14 protein-coding genes are annotated in these 15,857 nt (G+C 68.4%); 5 read left to right on the top strand and 9 right to left on the bottom strand.

Translation table 11 applies throughout. The features are described 5' to 3' along the window. The first annotated feature begins 101 nt into the window (after positions 1–101). The 4 genes from J1902_RS02100 to J1902_RS02085 all read left to right on the top strand — a co-directional run bounded on the left by J1902_RS02100 (position 102) and on the right by J1902_RS02085 (position 3,559). Positions 102–812 carry a 3'-5' exonuclease gene (locus J1902_RS02100; protein WP_207614613.1) on the top strand — a complete coding sequence of 237 codons (711 nt, stop codon included), beginning with the start codon at positions 102–104 and terminating at the stop codon, positions 810–812. Positions 813–1,121: 309 nt separating this feature from the next. Continuing rightward, positions 1,122–2,057 (top strand): substrate-binding periplasmic protein, encoded by a 936-nt coding sequence (locus J1902_RS02095; RefSeq protein WP_207614612.1) that lies wholly within the window; start codon positions 1,122–1,124, stop codon positions 2,055–2,057. A 3-nt stretch (positions 2,058–2,060) separates the two neighbouring features. After that, positions 2,061–2,825 (top strand): amino acid ABC transporter permease, encoded by a 765-nt coding sequence (locus J1902_RS02090; protein WP_207614611.1) that lies wholly within the window; start codon positions 2,061–2,063, stop codon positions 2,823–2,825. Further along, on the top strand, positions 2,822–3,559 hold the full coding sequence (locus J1902_RS02085; RefSeq protein WP_207614610.1) for an amino acid ABC transporter ATP-binding protein: 738 nt from the start codon (positions 2,822–2,824) through the stop codon (positions 3,557–3,559). Before J1902_RS02090 ends, J1902_RS02085 begins: the two co-directional genes overlap by 4 nt. Positions 3,560–3,673: 114 nt before the next feature. On the opposite strand, the gene hemL is transcribed toward J1902_RS02085, so the two are convergent. From hemL to hemE, 9 genes are all read right to left on the bottom strand, one after another. Beyond that, on the bottom strand, positions 3,674–4,981 hold the full coding sequence (gene hemL, locus J1902_RS02080) for a glutamate-1-semialdehyde 2,1-aminomutase (RefSeq protein WP_207614609.1): 1,308 nt from the start codon (positions 4,979–4,981) through the stop codon (positions 3,674–3,676). An 88-nt stretch (positions 4,982–5,069) separates the two neighbouring features. Further along, positions 5,070–6,176, bottom strand: coding sequence for an LLM class flavin-dependent oxidoreductase (locus J1902_RS02075; protein WP_207614608.1), 1,107 nt, complete (start codon positions 6,174–6,176; stop codon positions 5,070–5,072). A gap of 43 nt (positions 6,177–6,219) precedes the next feature. Next, complete coding sequence (gene hemB, locus J1902_RS02070; RefSeq protein WP_207614607.1) at positions 6,220–7,200, bottom strand: porphobilinogen synthase; 981 nt, start codon at positions 7,198–7,200, stop codon at positions 6,220–6,222. Next, on the bottom strand, positions 7,197–8,072 hold the full coding sequence (locus J1902_RS02065) for a uroporphyrinogen-III synthase (RefSeq protein WP_207614606.1): 876 nt from the start codon (positions 8,070–8,072) through the stop codon (positions 7,197–7,199). Before J1902_RS02065 ends, hemB begins: the two co-directional genes overlap by 4 nt. Beyond that, positions 8,059–9,042, bottom strand: a complete 984-nt coding sequence (hemC, locus tag J1902_RS02060; protein WP_207614605.1) for a hydroxymethylbilane synthase — start codon at positions 9,040–9,042, stop codon at positions 8,059–8,061. The genes J1902_RS02065 and hemC overlap by 14 nt, the downstream gene beginning before the upstream one ends. After that, complete coding sequence (locus tag J1902_RS02055; protein ID WP_207614604.1) at positions 9,039–10,256, bottom strand: ferrochelatase; 1,218 nt, start codon at positions 10,254–10,256, stop codon at positions 9,039–9,041. The genes hemC and J1902_RS02055 overlap by 4 nt, the downstream gene beginning before the upstream one ends. Continuing rightward, positions 10,253–10,954 carry a hydrogen peroxide-dependent heme synthase gene (gene hemQ, locus J1902_RS02050; protein WP_207614603.1) on the bottom strand — a complete coding sequence of 234 codons (702 nt, stop codon included), beginning with the start codon at positions 10,952–10,954 and terminating at the stop codon, positions 10,253–10,255. The genes J1902_RS02055 and hemQ overlap by 4 nt, the downstream gene beginning before the upstream one ends. 729 nt (positions 10,955–11,683) lie before the next feature. Next, the gene (gene hemG / locus J1902_RS02045; RefSeq protein WP_242701525.1) at positions 11,684–13,063 is read right to left on the bottom strand and encodes a protoporphyrinogen oxidase; all 1,380 of its coding nucleotides are present in this window, start codon (positions 13,061–13,063) and stop codon (positions 11,684–11,686) included. A gap of 134 nt (positions 13,064–13,197) precedes the next feature. Continuing rightward, positions 13,198–14,313, bottom strand: a complete 1,116-nt coding sequence (gene hemE / locus J1902_RS02040; RefSeq protein ID WP_207614601.1) for a uroporphyrinogen decarboxylase — start codon at positions 14,311–14,313, stop codon at positions 13,198–13,200. A 160-nt stretch (positions 14,314–14,473) separates the two neighbouring features. On the opposite strand from hemE, the gene J1902_RS02035 reads away from it, so the two are divergent. Beyond that, complete coding sequence (locus J1902_RS02035) at positions 14,474–15,796, top strand: glutamyl-tRNA reductase (protein WP_207614600.1); 1,323 nt, start codon at positions 14,474–14,476, stop codon at positions 15,794–15,796. Positions 15,797–15,857 lie beyond the last annotated feature (61 nt).

Here is a 15,857-nt window from a genome sequence, read left to right as displayed (position 1 = left end):
CAGGCACGTGCAGCGCCGCCGTCGCACGCCCTGGTGCCGCGTGCGTCACAGCCGATGGCGCGGCGGCCAATACTGTCGGAGGCAGCCGGTAGCGTTGTGGCATGAGCTCCTGGAACACCCTCCCCCGCGCAGCGTTCGACCTCGAAACCACCGGACGCAACTCCCGCTCGGCCCGGATCGTCACGGCCTCCGTCACGGTGGTGGACGCCCACGGCGACGTCATCGAGGCCCACGAGTGGCTGGCCGATCCCGGCGTCGAGATCCCTGTGGACGCCAGCGATGTCCACGGCGTGACCACCGAGAAGGCCCGTGCCGAAGGCCGTCCCGCAGCCGAGGTCACGCGTGAGCTTGCCACTGTCCTGCAGAGGCTGTTCGACACGCAGGTCCCGGTCATCGCCTTCAACGCCAGCTACGACTTCACCGTCCTGGCCGCGGAATCCGCCCGCTACGGGGTGCCGCAGCTGAGCCGCTTCCCCGTGCTGGATCCCTACATCATGAACAAGCAGGTGGACCGCTACCGCAAGGGCAAGCGCACGCTGACTGCGCTGTGCGAGGAATACGGCGTGGACCTGGACAAGGCCCACACCTCCGGCGCCGACGCACTGGCCACGCTTCGCGTCCTGGGCGCCATGGCAGGCAAGTTCCCCAAGCTCCAGATGCCGGCAGCCAAACTCCACCAACTGCAGGTTGACTGGGCGGCGTCGCAGGCGGCCGACTTCCAGCAGTACCTGCGCCGGAGCAAGCCGGCGGCCATCGTCGAGGGCGAGTGGCCGGTACTTCCGCCGGAAGATGCAGGACGCAACGACTTCTAGGACGGCATCACTTTTCTGCGACACATCTCACATCCCGCGGGAAAAGCGCTTGTGTCATGGTTCTCAGGCGAGGATTTCGGTCATCTGCCCTTCATCGAAACTCGCGGTCAGGAAGTCACCGATTTCGCACGTATTGTTCGGCGGTCTCGCGGAATGCCACTCATTCCTTCGACTCACCGGACAATTCCGGGCTAGTGACATAATTAAGTTCGCGGGTTGAAGTCTGATAAGGCAGCCAGCACCATTCGCTGCCGTGTTCCCCGCCCACTGCGATACGTCTTCGTGACCCTCTATGAAAGTGATTGCTTGATGAAAATCAAAGCCCTGAAGTGGCTCTCTGCCGTTCCCGTGGCCGCAGCCCTGGTTGTTTCCCTGGCCGCCTGCGGCGGCACCGCCAGCACCGGCAGCTCCTCGCCGACGAACGCGCTTGAGGGCAGCGACCAGCAGACGCTGGACAAGTACACCACCAAGGACGTTACGGCACTGGACAAGATCGACAAGGCCGCTCTCGGCCTGATCACCCCCGGCACCATCACGGTGGGCACGCTCTCGGACGCCCCGCCGAACATCTTCATCGACAAGGACGGCAAGTTCACCGGCTACGACAACGAGCTCCTGCGCGCCATCGCCGCAAAGCTTGACCTCAAGGTGGAGTTCAAGGCGACCGGCTTTGCCTCGCTGCTCTCCCAGGTCCAGAACACGCAGTTCGACATCGGATCTTCCTCCATTTCCACCACGGACGCCCGCCGTAAGACCGTTGCCTTCACCAACGGCTACGACTTCGGCTACATGGCGGTAGTGGCCAAGACTGACGCAGCTGTCAAGGGCTTCAAGGACCTCACCAAGGACACCCGCATTGCCGTGGTCCAGGGCACCGTCCAGGACGACTACGTCACCAACACGCTCCAGATCGAGCCGGTCCGCTTCGAGGACTACAACACCGCCTACGCCAACCTGAAGAACGGCCAGGTTGACGCCTGGGTAGCCCCGTCCCAGCAGGCCACGGGCCAGGTCAAGGAAGGCGACGGAACGGTCATCGCAGAGTCCGTGGTCAACACGCAGAACTTCACCGCCTACGCCGTGAGCTCGAAGAACCAGGCCCTCGTCGATGCCCTGAACTCCGGCCTGGATGCCGTCATCGCCGATGGAACCTGGTCCAAGCTGACCAAGGAGTGGTACCCCACCCGCGAGACCCCGGCCACGTGGTCCCCGGGTTCCAAGGCCGTCACCGTCCCGAAGTCCTAGTCCATGGATGCACTCGAGCAACTGATCAAGACCTTCTTTGACTGGGAGGCCATGGGCGCCGTCGTGCCGTCCATGCTCACTGTCGGTCTGCCCAACACCCTGCTCCTGGCGGTGTCCTCGGGCGTGCTCGGGTGCATCCTGGGCATGGTCCTGGCTGTCATGGCCATCTCGCGCAACCCCGTGCTGCGGTGGCTCTCCAGGATCTACACGGACGTCTTCCGCGGCGTCCCGGCCATCGTCACCATCCTGCTGATCGGCATCGGGCTGGGCCCCATCGTCCGCCAGCTGACCGGGTCCACCAACCCGTTCCCGCTGGGCATCCTGGCGCTGACGCTGATGGCCGCCGCGTACATCGGCGAGATCTTCCGTTCCGGCATCCAGAGCGTGGAAAAGGGCCAGCTTGAAGCCTCCCGGGCCCTGGGCTTCGGATATTCTGCCTCGATGCGCCTGGTGGTCATCCCGCAGGGCATCCGCAGGGTCCTCCCGGCGTTGGTGAACCAGTTCATTTCCCTGATCAAGGACTCGTCCCTGATCTACCTGCTCGGGCTGCTCTCCAGCCAGCGGGAAATCTTCCGCATCGGAAACGACGCCGCGGCCAACTCGGGGAATCTCTCCCCGCTGATCGCCGCCGCCGCGCTGTACCTGGTGCTGACCATTCCGTTGACCCATCTGGTGAACTTCATCGACAACCGGCTGCGCACCGGCCGTCCGGAGAAGAAAGAACCGGACGAGCTGGCCGCCGTCGTTGGAAAGGGAGCCCAGGCATGAGCGAATTCACCTCAGGAACCCTGACCGCCAAGAACATCCATTTGTCCTTCGGCAGCAACCACGTGCTGCGCGGCATCGACCTGCACGTCGAGAAGGGCACCACGGCCTCCGTGATCGGCCCCTCCGGCTCGGGCAAGTCAACGCTGCTGCGCGTGATGAACCGCCTGATCGAACCCCAACGGGGCGACATCCTGCTGGACGGCCGTTCGGTCCTCCAGGACAACCCGGACGAGCTCCGCCAGCGCATCGGCATGGTGTTCCAGCAGTTCAACCTCTTCCCGCACAAGACAGTCGTAGAGAACGTTGCCCTGGCGCTGCGGAAACTGCGCAAGATGCCCAAGGATCAGGCGCACGCCGAGGCCCTGACACAGCTGGACCTCGTGGGCCTCAAGCACAAGGCCGAAGCCCGGCCGAGCAACCTCTCCGGCGGACAGCAGCAGCGTGTGGCGATCGCCCGCGCACTGGCCATGAAGCCTGAGGTCATGTTCTTCGACGAAGCCACCTCAGCCCTCGACCCCGAGCTCGTCAAGGGCGTCCTGGCCCTCATGGCCGATCTCGCCAAGGGCGGCATGACCATGGTGGTGGTGACCCACGAGATGGGCTTCTCGCGGAACGTTTCCGACACCGTCACCTTCATGGACGGCGGCGTGGTGGTGGAGACGGGCCCTCCGGAACAGCTGTTCACGGATCCCCGGACCGATCGGCTGAAGGGCTTCCTCTCGGACGTCCTGTAAGCGCACCGCCCGGACCCAGCTACGGAAAATCCCCGGCTCCCGGACTTTCACCCCACATAGGGGGTTGAATCGTCCGGAGGCCGGGGATTTCCTACTTAAGGAGTAGCCGAAGGACTACGCCTTGGCTGCGGCGGCCGCCCGGGCTGCTGCCGGCAGGGCCTCGAAGATCCGGTTCATGGCGGCGTCGTCATGCGCAGCGGAGAGGAACCACGCTTCGAAGACCGACGGCGGCAGGTAGACGCCGGCGTCCAGCATGGAGTGGAAGAACGGCGCGTAGCGGAAGGTCTCCTGGGCCTGGGCGTCGTCGTAGTTGTGCACGCCGTTGGCGGAGGTGCCGAAGGCCACGGAGAACAGGTTGCCCGCGCGCTGGATGGAGTGGTCCACGCCCGCGGCGTCCAGGGCCGAGGAAAGGGCTGCAGACAGTTCCAGGGAGCGGGCGTCCACGAAGGAGTACACCTCGGGCGTCGCGTGGGTCAGGGTGGCGACGCCGGCGGCCATGGCCACCGGGTTACCGGACAGGGTACCGGCCTGGTAGACCGGGCCGAGCGGGGCGAGGTAGTCCATGACGTCGGCGCGGCCGCCGAGGGCCGCCGTCGGCATTCCGCCGCCGATGACCTTGCCGAAGGTGAGCAGGTCCGGCGCCCAGCCTTCCTGGCGGCCGGTGAGGCCCCAGTAGCCGGAGTAGCCGGTGCGGAAGCCGGTGAGGACCTCGTCCAGGATGAGCAGCGCGCCGTGTTCCTTGGTGATGCGGGACAGCCCGGCATTGAAGCCTTCGCCCGGCGTGACCACGCCCATGTTGGCGGGGGCGGCTTCGGTGATGACGGCAGCGATCTTGCTGCCGTGCGCGGCGAAGGCGGCCTCGACGGCGGCGAGGTCGTTGTAGGGAAGCACGAGGGTTTCTGCGGCGGTCGCCTCGGTGACGCCGGCGGAACCGGGCAGGGCCAGGGTCGCGAGGCCGGAGCCGGCAGCGGCGAGCAGGCCGTCCAGGTGGCCGTGGTAGCAGCCAGCGAACTTGACGATCAGGTTGCGGCCCGTGAAGCCGCGGGCGAGGCGCACCGCGGTCATGGTGGCCTCGGTGCCCGTGGACACCATGCGCAGCCGCTCGACGGCGGAGACGCGTTCCAGGACCAGGGCAGCAAGGTTGGCTTCATCCGGCGTGGAGGCACCGAAGGAAAGGCCGCGGTCCACGGCGGCGTGCACGGCGTCGAGCACTGCCGGGTGGGCGTGGCCCAGGAGCGCGGGACCCCAGGAGCAGACCAGGTCGACGTATTCCTTGCCGTCGGCGTCCGTCAGGTACGCGCCCTTGGCGGAGACCATGAATCTCGGCGTCCCACCAACGGAACCGAAGGCGCGGACGGGCGAGTTGACGCCACCGGGCATCAGGGTCTGGGCATGGGCGAAGAGGGCATCGGAACGAGTCATGCCCCTATTCTCCCATCCCGCCACGGTGGCGTCCGGCGCCCGCGCCGGACGCCGCAACGCGGGCGCCAGCCGCGTCCGGCCGCCTCAGTCAGCCATCCGCGAGCATGTCCGCAACCCGGGGCGCCACCTTGGAGCCGAACAGCTCGATGGAGCGCAGCATGTTTTCGTGCGGGAGCGTGCCGCTGCTGTACTTCATTTCGAAGCGGTCCGCACCGAGGGTGCCCTTGAGCCGGACGATCTTTGCCGCCACGGTTTCCGGGGAGCCGATGAACAGTGCGCCGTCCTCGTCCGCGGCGGCTTCGAACTCGCCGCGCCCGGCCGGGCCCCAGCCGCGTTCCGCGCCGATCTTGTTTCGTGTGGCGAGCCAATGCGGGTAGTACTCCTCGAGGGCCTGCTCGTCGGTTTCGGCCACGTAGCCCGGCGAATGCACGGACAGCGCCTGCGGCTCGTGGCCCTTCTCGGCCAGGGTGCGCCGGTAAAGGTCGGCATAGGGGCGGAAGCGCTCGGGCTCGCCGCCGATGATCGCCAGCACCATCGGGTAACCATACGAAGCGGTGCGGACCACGGACTGGGGCGAACCGCCGACCCCAATCCAGGTGGGAAGCAGGCGGCCTTCCACGTGCGGGTACACCATCTGGCCCCGAAGCGACGCCCGGGTGCGGCCGGCCCAGTTCACCGGGTTCTGGGACCGCACGCGGTCATAAATGTCCAGCTTCTCCTCGAACAGGACGTCGTAGTCGCCCAGGTCATAGCCGAAGAGCGGGAAGGACTCGGTGAAGGAACCCCGGCCCAGAATCACTTCGGCGCGGCCGTTGGAGACGGCGTCGAGCGTGGCGAAGCGCTGGAAGACGCGGACGGGATCGTCCGAGCTCAGGACCGTGACGGCGCTGCCGAGCCGGATGTTCTCCGTGGCCGAGGCGATGGCCGCGAGCACCACTTCCGGTGCGCTGACGGCGAAGTCCTTGCGGTGGTGCTCCCCCACGCCGAAGGAGTGGAGGCCCACGGCGTCGGCAACCTTGGCCTGTTCCACCACCTGGCGCAGCACCTGGGCGTGGTGCTTGGGGGCGCCGTCGGCAGCCAGGTCGACGTCGCCGAAGGTGCTGACGCCAAGGAGGATGGTGTCCGCGGGGACGGGGGCGGTGGGGTTGCCAGCGGTTGAGGGACTGGTCACGGAAGGCTCGCTATTTTCATGCATACGCATACAAACCGCGGGGTGTTCTGAAACATTCCCGGGTGGCTCAGGACTCCTTCAGCCAGCCCGCCAGCTCCGAGGCCCAGTACGTCAGCACGGTGTTGGCGCCGGCCCGCTTGATGCCGAGGACGGACTCCATGATGGCTCCCCGGCGGTCGATCCAGCCGTTGGCGGCGGCCGCTTCGATCATCGCGTATTCGCCGGAAATCTGGTACGCCGAGACCGGGACCGGGCTCATGGCGGCGACGTCGGCCAAGATGTCCAGGTAGCTCATGGCCGGCTTGACCATTACCATGTCCGCGCCTTCCTCGAGGTCCAGTTCCACCTCAAGGATGGCTTCGCGGCGGTTGGCGGCGTCCATCTGGTAGGTGCGGCGGTCGCCCTTGAGCTGGGAGTCCACGGCTTCGCGGAAGGGGCCATAGAAGGCCGAGGCGTATTTGGCTGCGTAGGCCAGGATGGCGGTGTTCTTGTGGCCGGACTCCTCGAGGGCCTGGCGGATCATGGCGATCTGGCCGTCCATCATGCCGGAAGGCCCCAGCACATGGGCGCCGGCGTCGGCCTGGGCCACGGCCATCTGGCCGTAGATCTCCAGCGTGGCGTCGTTGTCCACGTAGCCGTCGGCATCCAGGACGCCGCAGTGGCCGTGGTCGGTGAACTCGTCCAGGCAGACGTCGCCCATGATGACCAGGTCATCGCCCACCTCGGCGCGGACGTCGCGGATGGCCTTGTTGAGGACGCCGTCAGGGTCCAGGGAGGCAGTGCCGCGGGCATCCCGGACTGCCGGGACGCCGAAGAGCATGATGCCGCCGACGCCGAGTTCCACGGCTTCCGCTGCGGCGCGCTTGAGCGAATCGGTGGTGTGCTGGACGACTCCTGGCATGGAGGTGATGGGCGAGGGCTCGCTGAGGCCTTCGCGGATGAAAGCCGGCAGGATCAGGTCCGCAGGCGCCAGGCGGTATTCCGCGGTGAGCCGGCGCATGGCGGGTGTGGTGCGGAGGCGGCGCGGGCGGTGGTTCGGAAAGCTCATCGGATGTTCCCTTCGTTGGCGAATACGGTGCCCAGGGCGGCAACGATGCCGTCCGGCGTGGGGACTTGGGCAGTGGCGGCCACCGGGATGCCGAGTACGGCAGCTTCTGCCGCCGTCGGGCGCCCGATGGCGATGAAGCGGCAATCTCCCAGCGGCAGGAGGGTCGCGGCGATGCGCCGCGCGGCGCTCGGCGAGGCGGCCACGACGGCGTCGATCGTCCCGGCGTCGAGCTCGCCGCGGGTCTGCGAGGGACTCAGCTGCCGGGGAGCGGCATGGTTGGAGACCCCGACGGCGGACGGCAGTTCCGCGTCCAGGCGCAGTCCGTCCCGGGCCGGGAAGTCCACGGTGTGGTAGGCCACGACGTCGGTGACCGCGGCGCCCTTGGCGGCCAGGCCGTCGCGCAAAGAAGGAGCTGCAATGTCGGCCTGCGGCAGCAGCACGCGCTCCAGTGCGGCCGTCCAGAGGTCCACGAGCCCTTCGGCGGATTGGATGTCCATCGGGGCAAGGGCCACGGGGATGCCCACGGCCTCAAGGATCCGCCGCGAAGACGGCCCGATGGTGGCCACACGGGTTCCGGCCGGCACCAGCTTGGCCGGTGTTGTCCCGCGCTCGGCGGCCTTCTCCACAAGGACGCGAACCGTGGTGATGCTGCTGACGACGAGCCAGTCGAAGGCCCCCGCCGCCAGCGAATCCAGCGCCGTATCCAGGGCTGGCTGGTCCGCGGCCCGCTCGAAGTCGATGAGCGGCAGGAGCAGCGGTTCCGCGCCCAGGCTGCTGAGCAGCGAGGCCAGCGGCCGGGCGCGGTCGGCGCTCCGGGTGATCAGGACGCGCCGACCCTCCAGAACCCCGGCCGGGGCATCAGGATGCTGCAAGGTCCGCGATCTCCGCGGCGCCGGCCGCGAGCAGGAGCTCGGCCACCTCGATGCCGAGCAGCGTGGCACCGACCTCGGTGAGCCCGTCGGTGGCCTTCTTTTCGCGCACCGTCTTGGTGCCGTCCACGGCGCATACCGCGGCTTCGAGGTACAGCATGCTGCCCTTGCGGTAGGCGTGGGCACCTACCGGGGCGGCGCAGCCGGCCTCGAGGCGGGCCAGCACGGCACGCTCGGCGGTGACGGCAAGGCGGGTGTCGTTGTCGTCCAGCGCGGCCAGGGCCTGCGCCAGAACGCCGTGCGAGCCTTCGGTGGAGCCGGCCTGCGGCGGGGCGTCGCCCGTGCGACATTCGATGGCCAGGGAGCCCTGCCCCGGTGCGGGCAGCATGACGTCCGTTTCGAAGAATTCGCTCACGGCGTCCAGCCGGCTAATGCGTTCCAAGCCGGCGGCGGCCAGCACGACGGCGTCGAGGTCGCCGGGCGCGTCAGCCGCGTTGCCGGGCAGTCCGGGCACACGGCCCAAACGGGTGTCCACGTTGCCGCGGATGTCCACGACATCAAGGTCCGGGCGGGCGGCGCGCAGCTGGGCGGCGCGCCGCGGCGAGCCGGTGCCGACCTTGGCGCCCTGCGGCAGGTCTGCCAGCCTCAGTCCGTCGCGGGCGCACAGCACGTCGCGGACGTCCACGCGCTTGGGCGTCGCGGCGATGGTGAGTCCCGGTGCCGCGCCCACGGGGAGATCCTTGAGCGAGTGCACGGCCACATCGCAGGTGTTCGCCAGCAGGGCGTCACGCAGTGCGGCGACGAACACTCCGGTGCCGCCCATCTGGGACAGGGAGCCGGTCTTGACGTCGCCCTCAGTGGTGATGCGCACGAGTTCCACGGGGAAGCCGCCGATCGCGGCGAGCTGGTCCGCGGTCTGCTGCGTCTGGGTCAGCGCGAGCTTGCTGGCACGCGTGCCGATGCGAACAATCACTTGGTTCCCTCCTCAACAGGGTGGGCCTCGTGAACCGTGCCGACGGTAGAGCCGTTCTCCGCGATGACGGGCTTGGCGCCGCGGAAGTTCTCCGAGCAGCCGGCAGGGAGGACGTCATACCAGGGGCCCAGTTCGGTGGCATGCGGGCGTTCGGAGATGTTCTGCTCCACGGTGCGTTCGCAGATCAGGTCCACGAGTCCGGAAACGAACGTGCTGTGCGTTCCGGGTGTCGGCACGCGGGTGGCGGCGATGCCGAGGTTCTTGCAGGTTTCCAGGGCCTCGGTGTCAAGGTCCCAAGCGACCTCCATGTGGTCGGACACGAAGCCGAGCGGCACAATGACGGCGCCCTTGATGCCCTGTTCGGCCAGGACCTCGAGGTGGTCGTTGATGTCCGGCTCCAGCCACGGGACGTGCGGGGCTCCGGAGCGAGACTGGTACACGAGGTCCCATTCGACGTCGGGGGCGACGGCGGCCATGATCGCCCGGGCGTTGGCCAGGTGCTGGGCAACGTAGGCGGAGTTTCCTTCGAATTCCCGGGGCTCCTCTTCGGAAGCCCCGGCTGCCTCGGCGTCCCGAGTCGGGATGGAGTGCGTGGCGAAGAGCACGCGCACGGGCGCGTCCGGCGTGCCGGCGGTGGCCAGTTCGGCACGGACCTTGGCCAGGCCGGCCGCGGTTCCTTCCACGAACGGCTCAATGAAGCCGGGGTGGTCGAAGTAGGCGCGGACCTTATCCACCTCGAGCTTGCCGTCCAGGCCGCTCTCCGTCAGGGCGATGCCGATGTCCTCGCGGTACTGGCGGCAGCTGGAGTAGCACGTGTACGCGGACGTGGTGAGCATCAGCATACGGCGGTGGCCGGCGTCGTAGGCATCCTGCAGGACCGGCGCGATGTACGGGTCCCAGTTGCGGTTGCCCCACAGCACGGGCAGCTCGATGCCGCGGGCCGCGAGCTCGGCCTCAAGGGCGGCTTTGAGCTCGCGGTTCTGCTGGTTGATGGGGCTGATGCCACCGAAGGCGCGGTAGTGGTGCGAAACCTCTTCGAGGCGCTCGTCCGGGATGCCCCGGCCGCGCGTCACATTGCGCAGGAACGGAATGACGTCGTCCTGGCCCTCGGGCCCACCGAAGGAGGCGAGCAGCACGGCGTCGTACTGTTTGGGTGCCTGGCGGAAGCGCTCGGTGACGGCGTTCAGCTCGGTGGAAACGGAAAGATCACTCATGCAAGCACCTCGGCGATCTCGGCTGCGGATATGCGGCGGCCAGTGTAGAACGGGATTTCCTCGCGGACGTGGTTGCGGGCGTCGGTGGCGCGCAGGTGGCGCATGAGGTCCACCAGGTCAACCAGCTCCGGGGCTTCCAAGCCGAGGATCCATTCCCAGTCGCCCAGGGCAAAGGAGGACACGGTGTTGGAAATGACCTGCGGGAATTCGCGGCCGAGCATGCCGTGGTCGCGCAGCATCTTGCCGCGCTCCTCGGCAGGCAGGAGGTACCACTCGTAGGAGCGGACGAACGGGTAGACGCACAGCCAGGTGCTGGGCTCGACGCCGCGCGCGTAGGCCGGGACGTGGCTCTTGGCGAACTCCGCCTCGCGGTGGACACCCATGGCGGACCAGACGATCTCGGTGCCGGCGAAGAGGCTGCTGCGGCGGATGTCGCGGACGGCGGACTGCAGGGCCTCGGGCTTGGCACCGTGCAGCCAGAGCATGATGTCGGCGTCCGAGCGCATGGCCGAAACGTCGTAGGAGCCGCGCAGGACTACGCCGCCTTCGGCGAGCTTGCTAGCCAGTGCCTCGAATTCCTGGACAGCATCGCCGCTGCGCAGGACATCGGAGGAGCGCTTGAAAACGGTCCACAGCGTAAAGAACTGTTCTTCGGTTTCAGCAGTTTTAGTGACAGATTCGGCAGAAGTGTGGCTCATAGTTCAAGTTTGCCCCGTGGGCGGCGCTAAGTCGAAACGAAAAAGTTCTACAGCGTGTAGAAGTGACGCAATTCACGGTTCCCGTGCGCCGGGCATGGGCTAACTCAGCTCCGGCGCATCCTGAGAAATTGCCAGATCCCTGCGGCACCAATGACCGTCAGACCCATCCCACCCCAGAGCTGCATGAATTTCGGCAGGTCCATACCCGTCGCCGCTGCCCCGGGCTGTCCACCAGTGGCCACGCGGACCGGCAGGGCCGGAGCCGCGGCCGGAGGGAGTGCCGGCCCGGTGCTGACGGCTTGTGGCACGGAGGATGACGGACCATTCCCGGGCGCGGGTTCAGCCCCCGCAGGGCTGGCTTCAGCCGTGCCGCTGGCGGAAGGGGCCGGCACAGCCAAGTCCGGCGGATTGGCCGGCGAAGCAGGAGGACCGGGCTCGGCAGGGTCCGGCGACTTGGGCTTGGGTTTGCGGGAACTCTCGGCGCCCCTGTCCGCAGGATCGGAGGGCAGGACCATCGCCTGGGAGGCAGCAAGGGAGGCAGGAATACCTGCAGACAAGACCAGCACCGCTCCAAGGACCGCGGAAGCCGCCGTCCGTTGAAGACCCCCATGGGAACCAGCCTGCCGGAGGAATCCGCCGGGCTTCTGATTGACCATAGTCATCGACACTAGCCACTGCCCGGCACATGCACAAAGCCGTACCGCGGTTCCGCCGGTATCGGGTGCCTGTTCAGTCCGTCGCGGCAAGCTGGGCGCGGGTGTCCGCCACCACCGCCGCGAGGCCGTTGCCGGCCAGCCAGCCGCCCACCACGGCAAGGCCGTCGGCGCGGGCGCAGATCCGGCGGACCTCCGCGACCCGCTGCTTATGCCCCACCGCGGCAAACGGCAGGGCTCCGGCCCAGCGGACCACGTCCCAGTCCACCACGTCGTCCCGGGTGACGGGCACCGTCAGCAGGGTCGAGGCGTCCCGGAGTGCGGCCTCGAACAGGGCATCGTCGTCCAGGACGTCCAGGGCCTTCGCCTGGTCCTCCTCGCGGCGGCCATAGGACAGGCGCAGCACATGCGTCCCCGGCCCGGCTTCCTCGGCCAGCCAGTCCCATTTGGCCGTGGCATGTGTGAGCGCCTTGGCCGTGATGCCGGGGGTCTGTGGGGCCACGAGGATGCCTGTGCCGCGAGGGCGCCCGTCCAGTTCGGGCAAGTCAACCACCACGGTCACCAGGCTGACGAGCGGCCCCGCTGCGGGGCGGAGCGCGGACAGTTCCGGCAGCGAGGCTTCCAGGAGCCCGACGGCGGCCGCGCCGTCGAGCGCGACCACCAGGCGGTCGGCGTCGTACGTGTTTCCGCCGACGGACACGTGCCAGCGCTGCCCGGTCCGGGCGATGGCATCGGCCCGCGCCCCGCTCAGCAGCACCGCCCCGTGGGAGCGCAGGTCGCTCAGCAGGGCGGAAACCAGGGTGTGCATTCCGCCGTGCAGGCCGCCGACGGCGGATCCCGCCTTGGCCGGCTGGCCTGCCGCGGGCTGGGCGTCGGCGGATTGGGGAGCGGTGGAGCCCCGCACAGCCTGGCGCTGCGCCGCGACGGCGGCGGCCAGCGAGCCGTGTTCGCGGAGCCCGGAGCGGAGGCCGGGCGCCACCATATCGACGTCGAGCAGTGCGGGGTCAGCCGAATGCACGCCGCCCACCACGGGCGCCACGAGCCGTTCCAGGACACGCCTGCCCATGCGGGCACGGACAAGCGCCGAAACGCTGGTGACATCGGCGGAGGTGCCAAGCGTCGCGGGAAGCCAGCGGTCCAGGGACGCGCGCAGGGCCCCGGCAAGGCCGAGGGAACGCCGGACTTCAGGATCCCAGGGGTTGGCGGGGATGCCCAGGACACCAGTCTTGGGCAGTTCCTGCGGACCGTGGGGCAGCTGCACCCAGGCGCCGCCAGGGTGCGGGGCAACGATGCGCTCCCCCAGCCCGAGTTCGCGGGCCAGATCGGCAACGGCGGTGGAGCGCGTGGCGAAGGATTCGGCTCCGCTGTCCAGCGTCAGCCCGGCGACAGTATGGCTGCCCACGCAGCCGCCCCAGGCGTCGCTGGCTTCGAGTACCGTCACGGCGGCGCCGGCCATGGCCAGTTCGCGCGCCGCCACGAGGCCGGAGATGCCTCCGCCCACCACGACGGCGGCGGGCCCCGGCGCTGCGTGGTCCGGCTTTAGGGCTCCCGGCCGGCGTTCCTGCCGTACGTGTCCGCCGCGCACGGCGCCTACTCCGTGGGGATGGAGTGGATGAGTTCCACGATGCGGGTCAGCACGGTGGGGTCCGTTTCCGGGGGCACGCCGTGGCCAAGGTTGAGGACATGGCCCGGGGCGCCGGCGCCTGCGGCGATGACACCGCGGACGTGCGCTTCCAGGACCGCCCAGGGCGCGGAGAGCAGGGCAGGGTCGATGTTGCCCTGGAGCGGAACGGTGCCGCCAAGGCGGCGGTTGGCCTCATCCAGCGGCAGGCGGTAATCGACACCCATCACGTCCACGCCGACGTCGCGCATGGCCACGAGCAGTTCCGAGGTTCCGGTGCCGAAGTGGACCAGCGGGGCACCGAGGTGGCGGACATGGTCCAGTGCGCGCGCGGAGGCCGGGGCGACGTACTTGCTGTAGTCGGCCAGGCCCAGGGATCCGGCCCAGGAGTCGAAGAGCTGGCCTGCGGAGGCACCGGCTTCGAGCTGGGCGCGCAGGAACATGCCGGAGGCGTCGGCGGCCCAGTTGGCCAGGGCGGTCCAGGTGTCCGTGTCGGCGTGCATCATGGTGCGCGGGCCGAGGTGGTCGCGGGAGGGCTTGCCCTCCACCATGTAGGCCGCGAGGGTGAACGGGGCACCGGCGAAACCGATGAGCGGGGTCTTGCCGAGCTCCGCGACGGTGAGGCGGACGGCCTCGCGGATCGGCTCCAGCGCCTCCCACGTCAGCTGCGGCAGTGCGGCGACGTCGGCGGCGGTACGGACGGGCTTGTCCAGCACGGGTCCGACGCCGGGAACGATGTCCACGCCGACGCCGGCAAGCTTGAGCGGGATGACGATGTCGGAGAAGAAGATCGCGGCATCAACATCGTGGCGGCGGACCGGCTGCAGCGTGATCTCGGAGGCGAGCTCCGGGCGCAGGCAGGAATCCAGCATGGCCACGCCTTCGCGAACCTTCAGGTATTCGGGCAGCGAACGGCCGGCCTGACGCATGAACCAGACCGGACGGCGGGACGGCTTGCCGCCACGGTATGCCGTGATCAGTGCAGAGTCTGCGGTGCGGCCGTCCATCAGCGGGTGGCTTGCGCTAAGGGTCCCGGCAGGGACAGTGGTGGCCGTGCTGTTGGATGCTGCAGAGCTGGTAGTCATGCCTTCGATTGTGCCGAAAATCGGGTGCAAAAGATAACGACAGCCTGTCACGGGCGGGCGGCGTGCACTGCCTGGGTGACCGCGATCACCGGGTGGGGTGCGAAAGACCACGGCAAAGCATTGTTCTCCAGGTGGACGAAAAAGCTATGATTGGGGGGCTGTGGTTCTTTTTTCATTGGTGGCGACACACGCCGACGTCGACCTCGAGACCGTCGCTCAGCTGAGCAACGGTTCTTCAAGGCTTGCCTCCGCCGCCATGGCTGGATCGCCGATCGTCTCCGGCACAGTGGTTCTTGCCACCTGCAACCGCTTCGAGATCTACGGCGAAACGTCCAACGCCGACGACCTCGAAGCCGCCCGCTCTGCCCTGGTTTCACAGATCAGCGAACTGAGCGGTGTCAGCGAGCATCTCGTCTCCCGTTCCTTCAGCACGCGGACGGGCCCGGAGGTCACCAAGCATCTGTTTGCCGTGAGCGCAGGCCTGGATTCCGCCGTCGTGGGTGAACGCGAGATCGCCGGCCAGGTCCGCCGCGCCCTCATCACTGCCCAGCACGAGGGCACCGCGAGCTCCGGCCTGGTGCGGCTCTTCCAGGCAGCCTCCAAGACGGCCAAGGACGTCGGCGCCCAGACCGCCCTCGGCTCCCGCGGCCTCTCGATTGTTTCCGTCGCCCTGGACCTCGCCACCGATCTCTCGGACAGCGCCGACTGGTCCAGCAAAAAGGTCGTTGTGTTCGGGACGGGCGCCTATGCGGGTGCCACTATGTCGCTCCTGCGTGAACGCGGCTGCACAGACATCTCCGTCTATTCCTCTTCGGGCCGCGCCGAGGGCTTCGTCGCCACGCGTGGCGGCACAGCGCTCGACGGCGACACCCTCCCCGCCGCCGTCGCCGCGGCCGACGTCATGATTGGCTGCAGCGGCTCCGAGACCCGGGTGGAAGCAGGGGAACTGGCCACGGTCCGCGCCGCTTCCCCGCAGACCCTCATCGCCATCGACCTCGCCCTCACCCACGACTTCGACCCCGCCGTCGGTGAACTCGACGGCGTCGAACTGCTTACGCTCGAGTCTGTGCGCCTTGCAGCACCGCAGGAGCAGGCGGAGTCCCTCTCCCAGGCGAGCAGCATCGTCAGCGGGGCCGCAAGGGCCTTCGAGCAGGAGCGCGAATCCCGCTCGGTGGATTCAGCCATCGTTGCCCTGCGCCGCCACACCATGAACGTCTTGGACTCCGAAATGGAGAAGGTCCGCGCCCGCCACGGCTGTACGGCTGCCGCGGAGGAAGTGGAGTTCGCGCTCCGCCGCATGGTCAAGCAACTCCTGCATGTCCCCACGGTGCGGGCCCGCGAGCTGGCAGCGAACGGCCAGCAGGACGACTACGTGGCAGCCCTCGAGGCCCTGTACGGCATCCAGGTGGAACAGCCTGCCACCCCGGCTCCAGCTGCAGAATGTCCCGTGGACCACGAGGAGCTCCGTTCCGATACAGCCTGAGCTCCGGGACAGCCTGAGCGGCCGTTTCCGGCTGCCCCCTCGTGAACGCTCCTGCTGCTAC

It is taken from the genome of Arthrobacter cavernae (genome assembly GCF_017368795.1).
GTDB classification, from domain to species: Bacteria; Actinomycetota; Actinomycetes; order Actinomycetales; family Micrococcaceae; genus Arthrobacter; species Arthrobacter cavernae.
Note: the sequence above shows the minus strand (reverse complement) of the source record. Positions and strands in the feature narration are given on the sequence as shown.

Coding starts and splice junctions, on each gene's coding strand:
- J1902_RS02100 (WP_207614613.1), top strand. CDS start 102: ATGAGCTCCTGGAACACCCTCCCCCGCGCAGCGTTCGACCTCGAAACC.
- J1902_RS02095 (WP_207614612.1), top strand. CDS start 1,122: ATGAAAATCAAAGCCCTGAAGTGGCTCTCTGCCGTTCCCGTGGCCGCA.
- hemB (WP_207614607.1), bottom strand. CDS start 7,200: ATGAGCTTTCCGAACCACCGCCCGCGCCGCCTCCGCACCACACCCGCC.
- J1902_RS02090 (WP_207614611.1), top strand. CDS start 2,061: ATGGATGCACTCGAGCAACTGATCAAGACCTTCTTTGACTGGGAGGCC.
- J1902_RS02085 (WP_207614610.1), top strand. CDS start 2,822: ATGAGCGAATTCACCTCAGGAACCCTGACCGCCAAGAACATCCATTTG.
- hemL (WP_207614609.1), bottom strand. CDS start 4,981: ATGACTCGTTCCGATGCCCTCTTCGCCCATGCCCAGACCCTGATGCCC.
- hemG (WP_242701525.1), bottom strand. CDS start 13,063: ATGGCCGGCGCCGCCGTGACGGTACTCGAAGCCAGCGACGCCTGGGGC.
- hemQ (WP_207614603.1), bottom strand. CDS start 10,954: ATGAGCCACACTTCTGCCGAATCTGTCACTAAAACTGCTGAAACCGAA.
- J1902_RS02055 (WP_207614604.1), bottom strand. CDS start 10,256: ATGAGTGATCTTTCCGTTTCCACCGAGCTGAACGCCGTCACCGAGCGC.
- J1902_RS02075 (WP_207614608.1), bottom strand. CDS start 6,176: ATGCATGAAAATAGCGAGCCTTCCGTGACCAGTCCCTCAACCGCTGGC.
- hemE (WP_207614601.1), bottom strand. CDS start 14,313: ATGACTACCAGCTCTGCAGCATCCAACAGCACGGCCACCACTGTCCCT.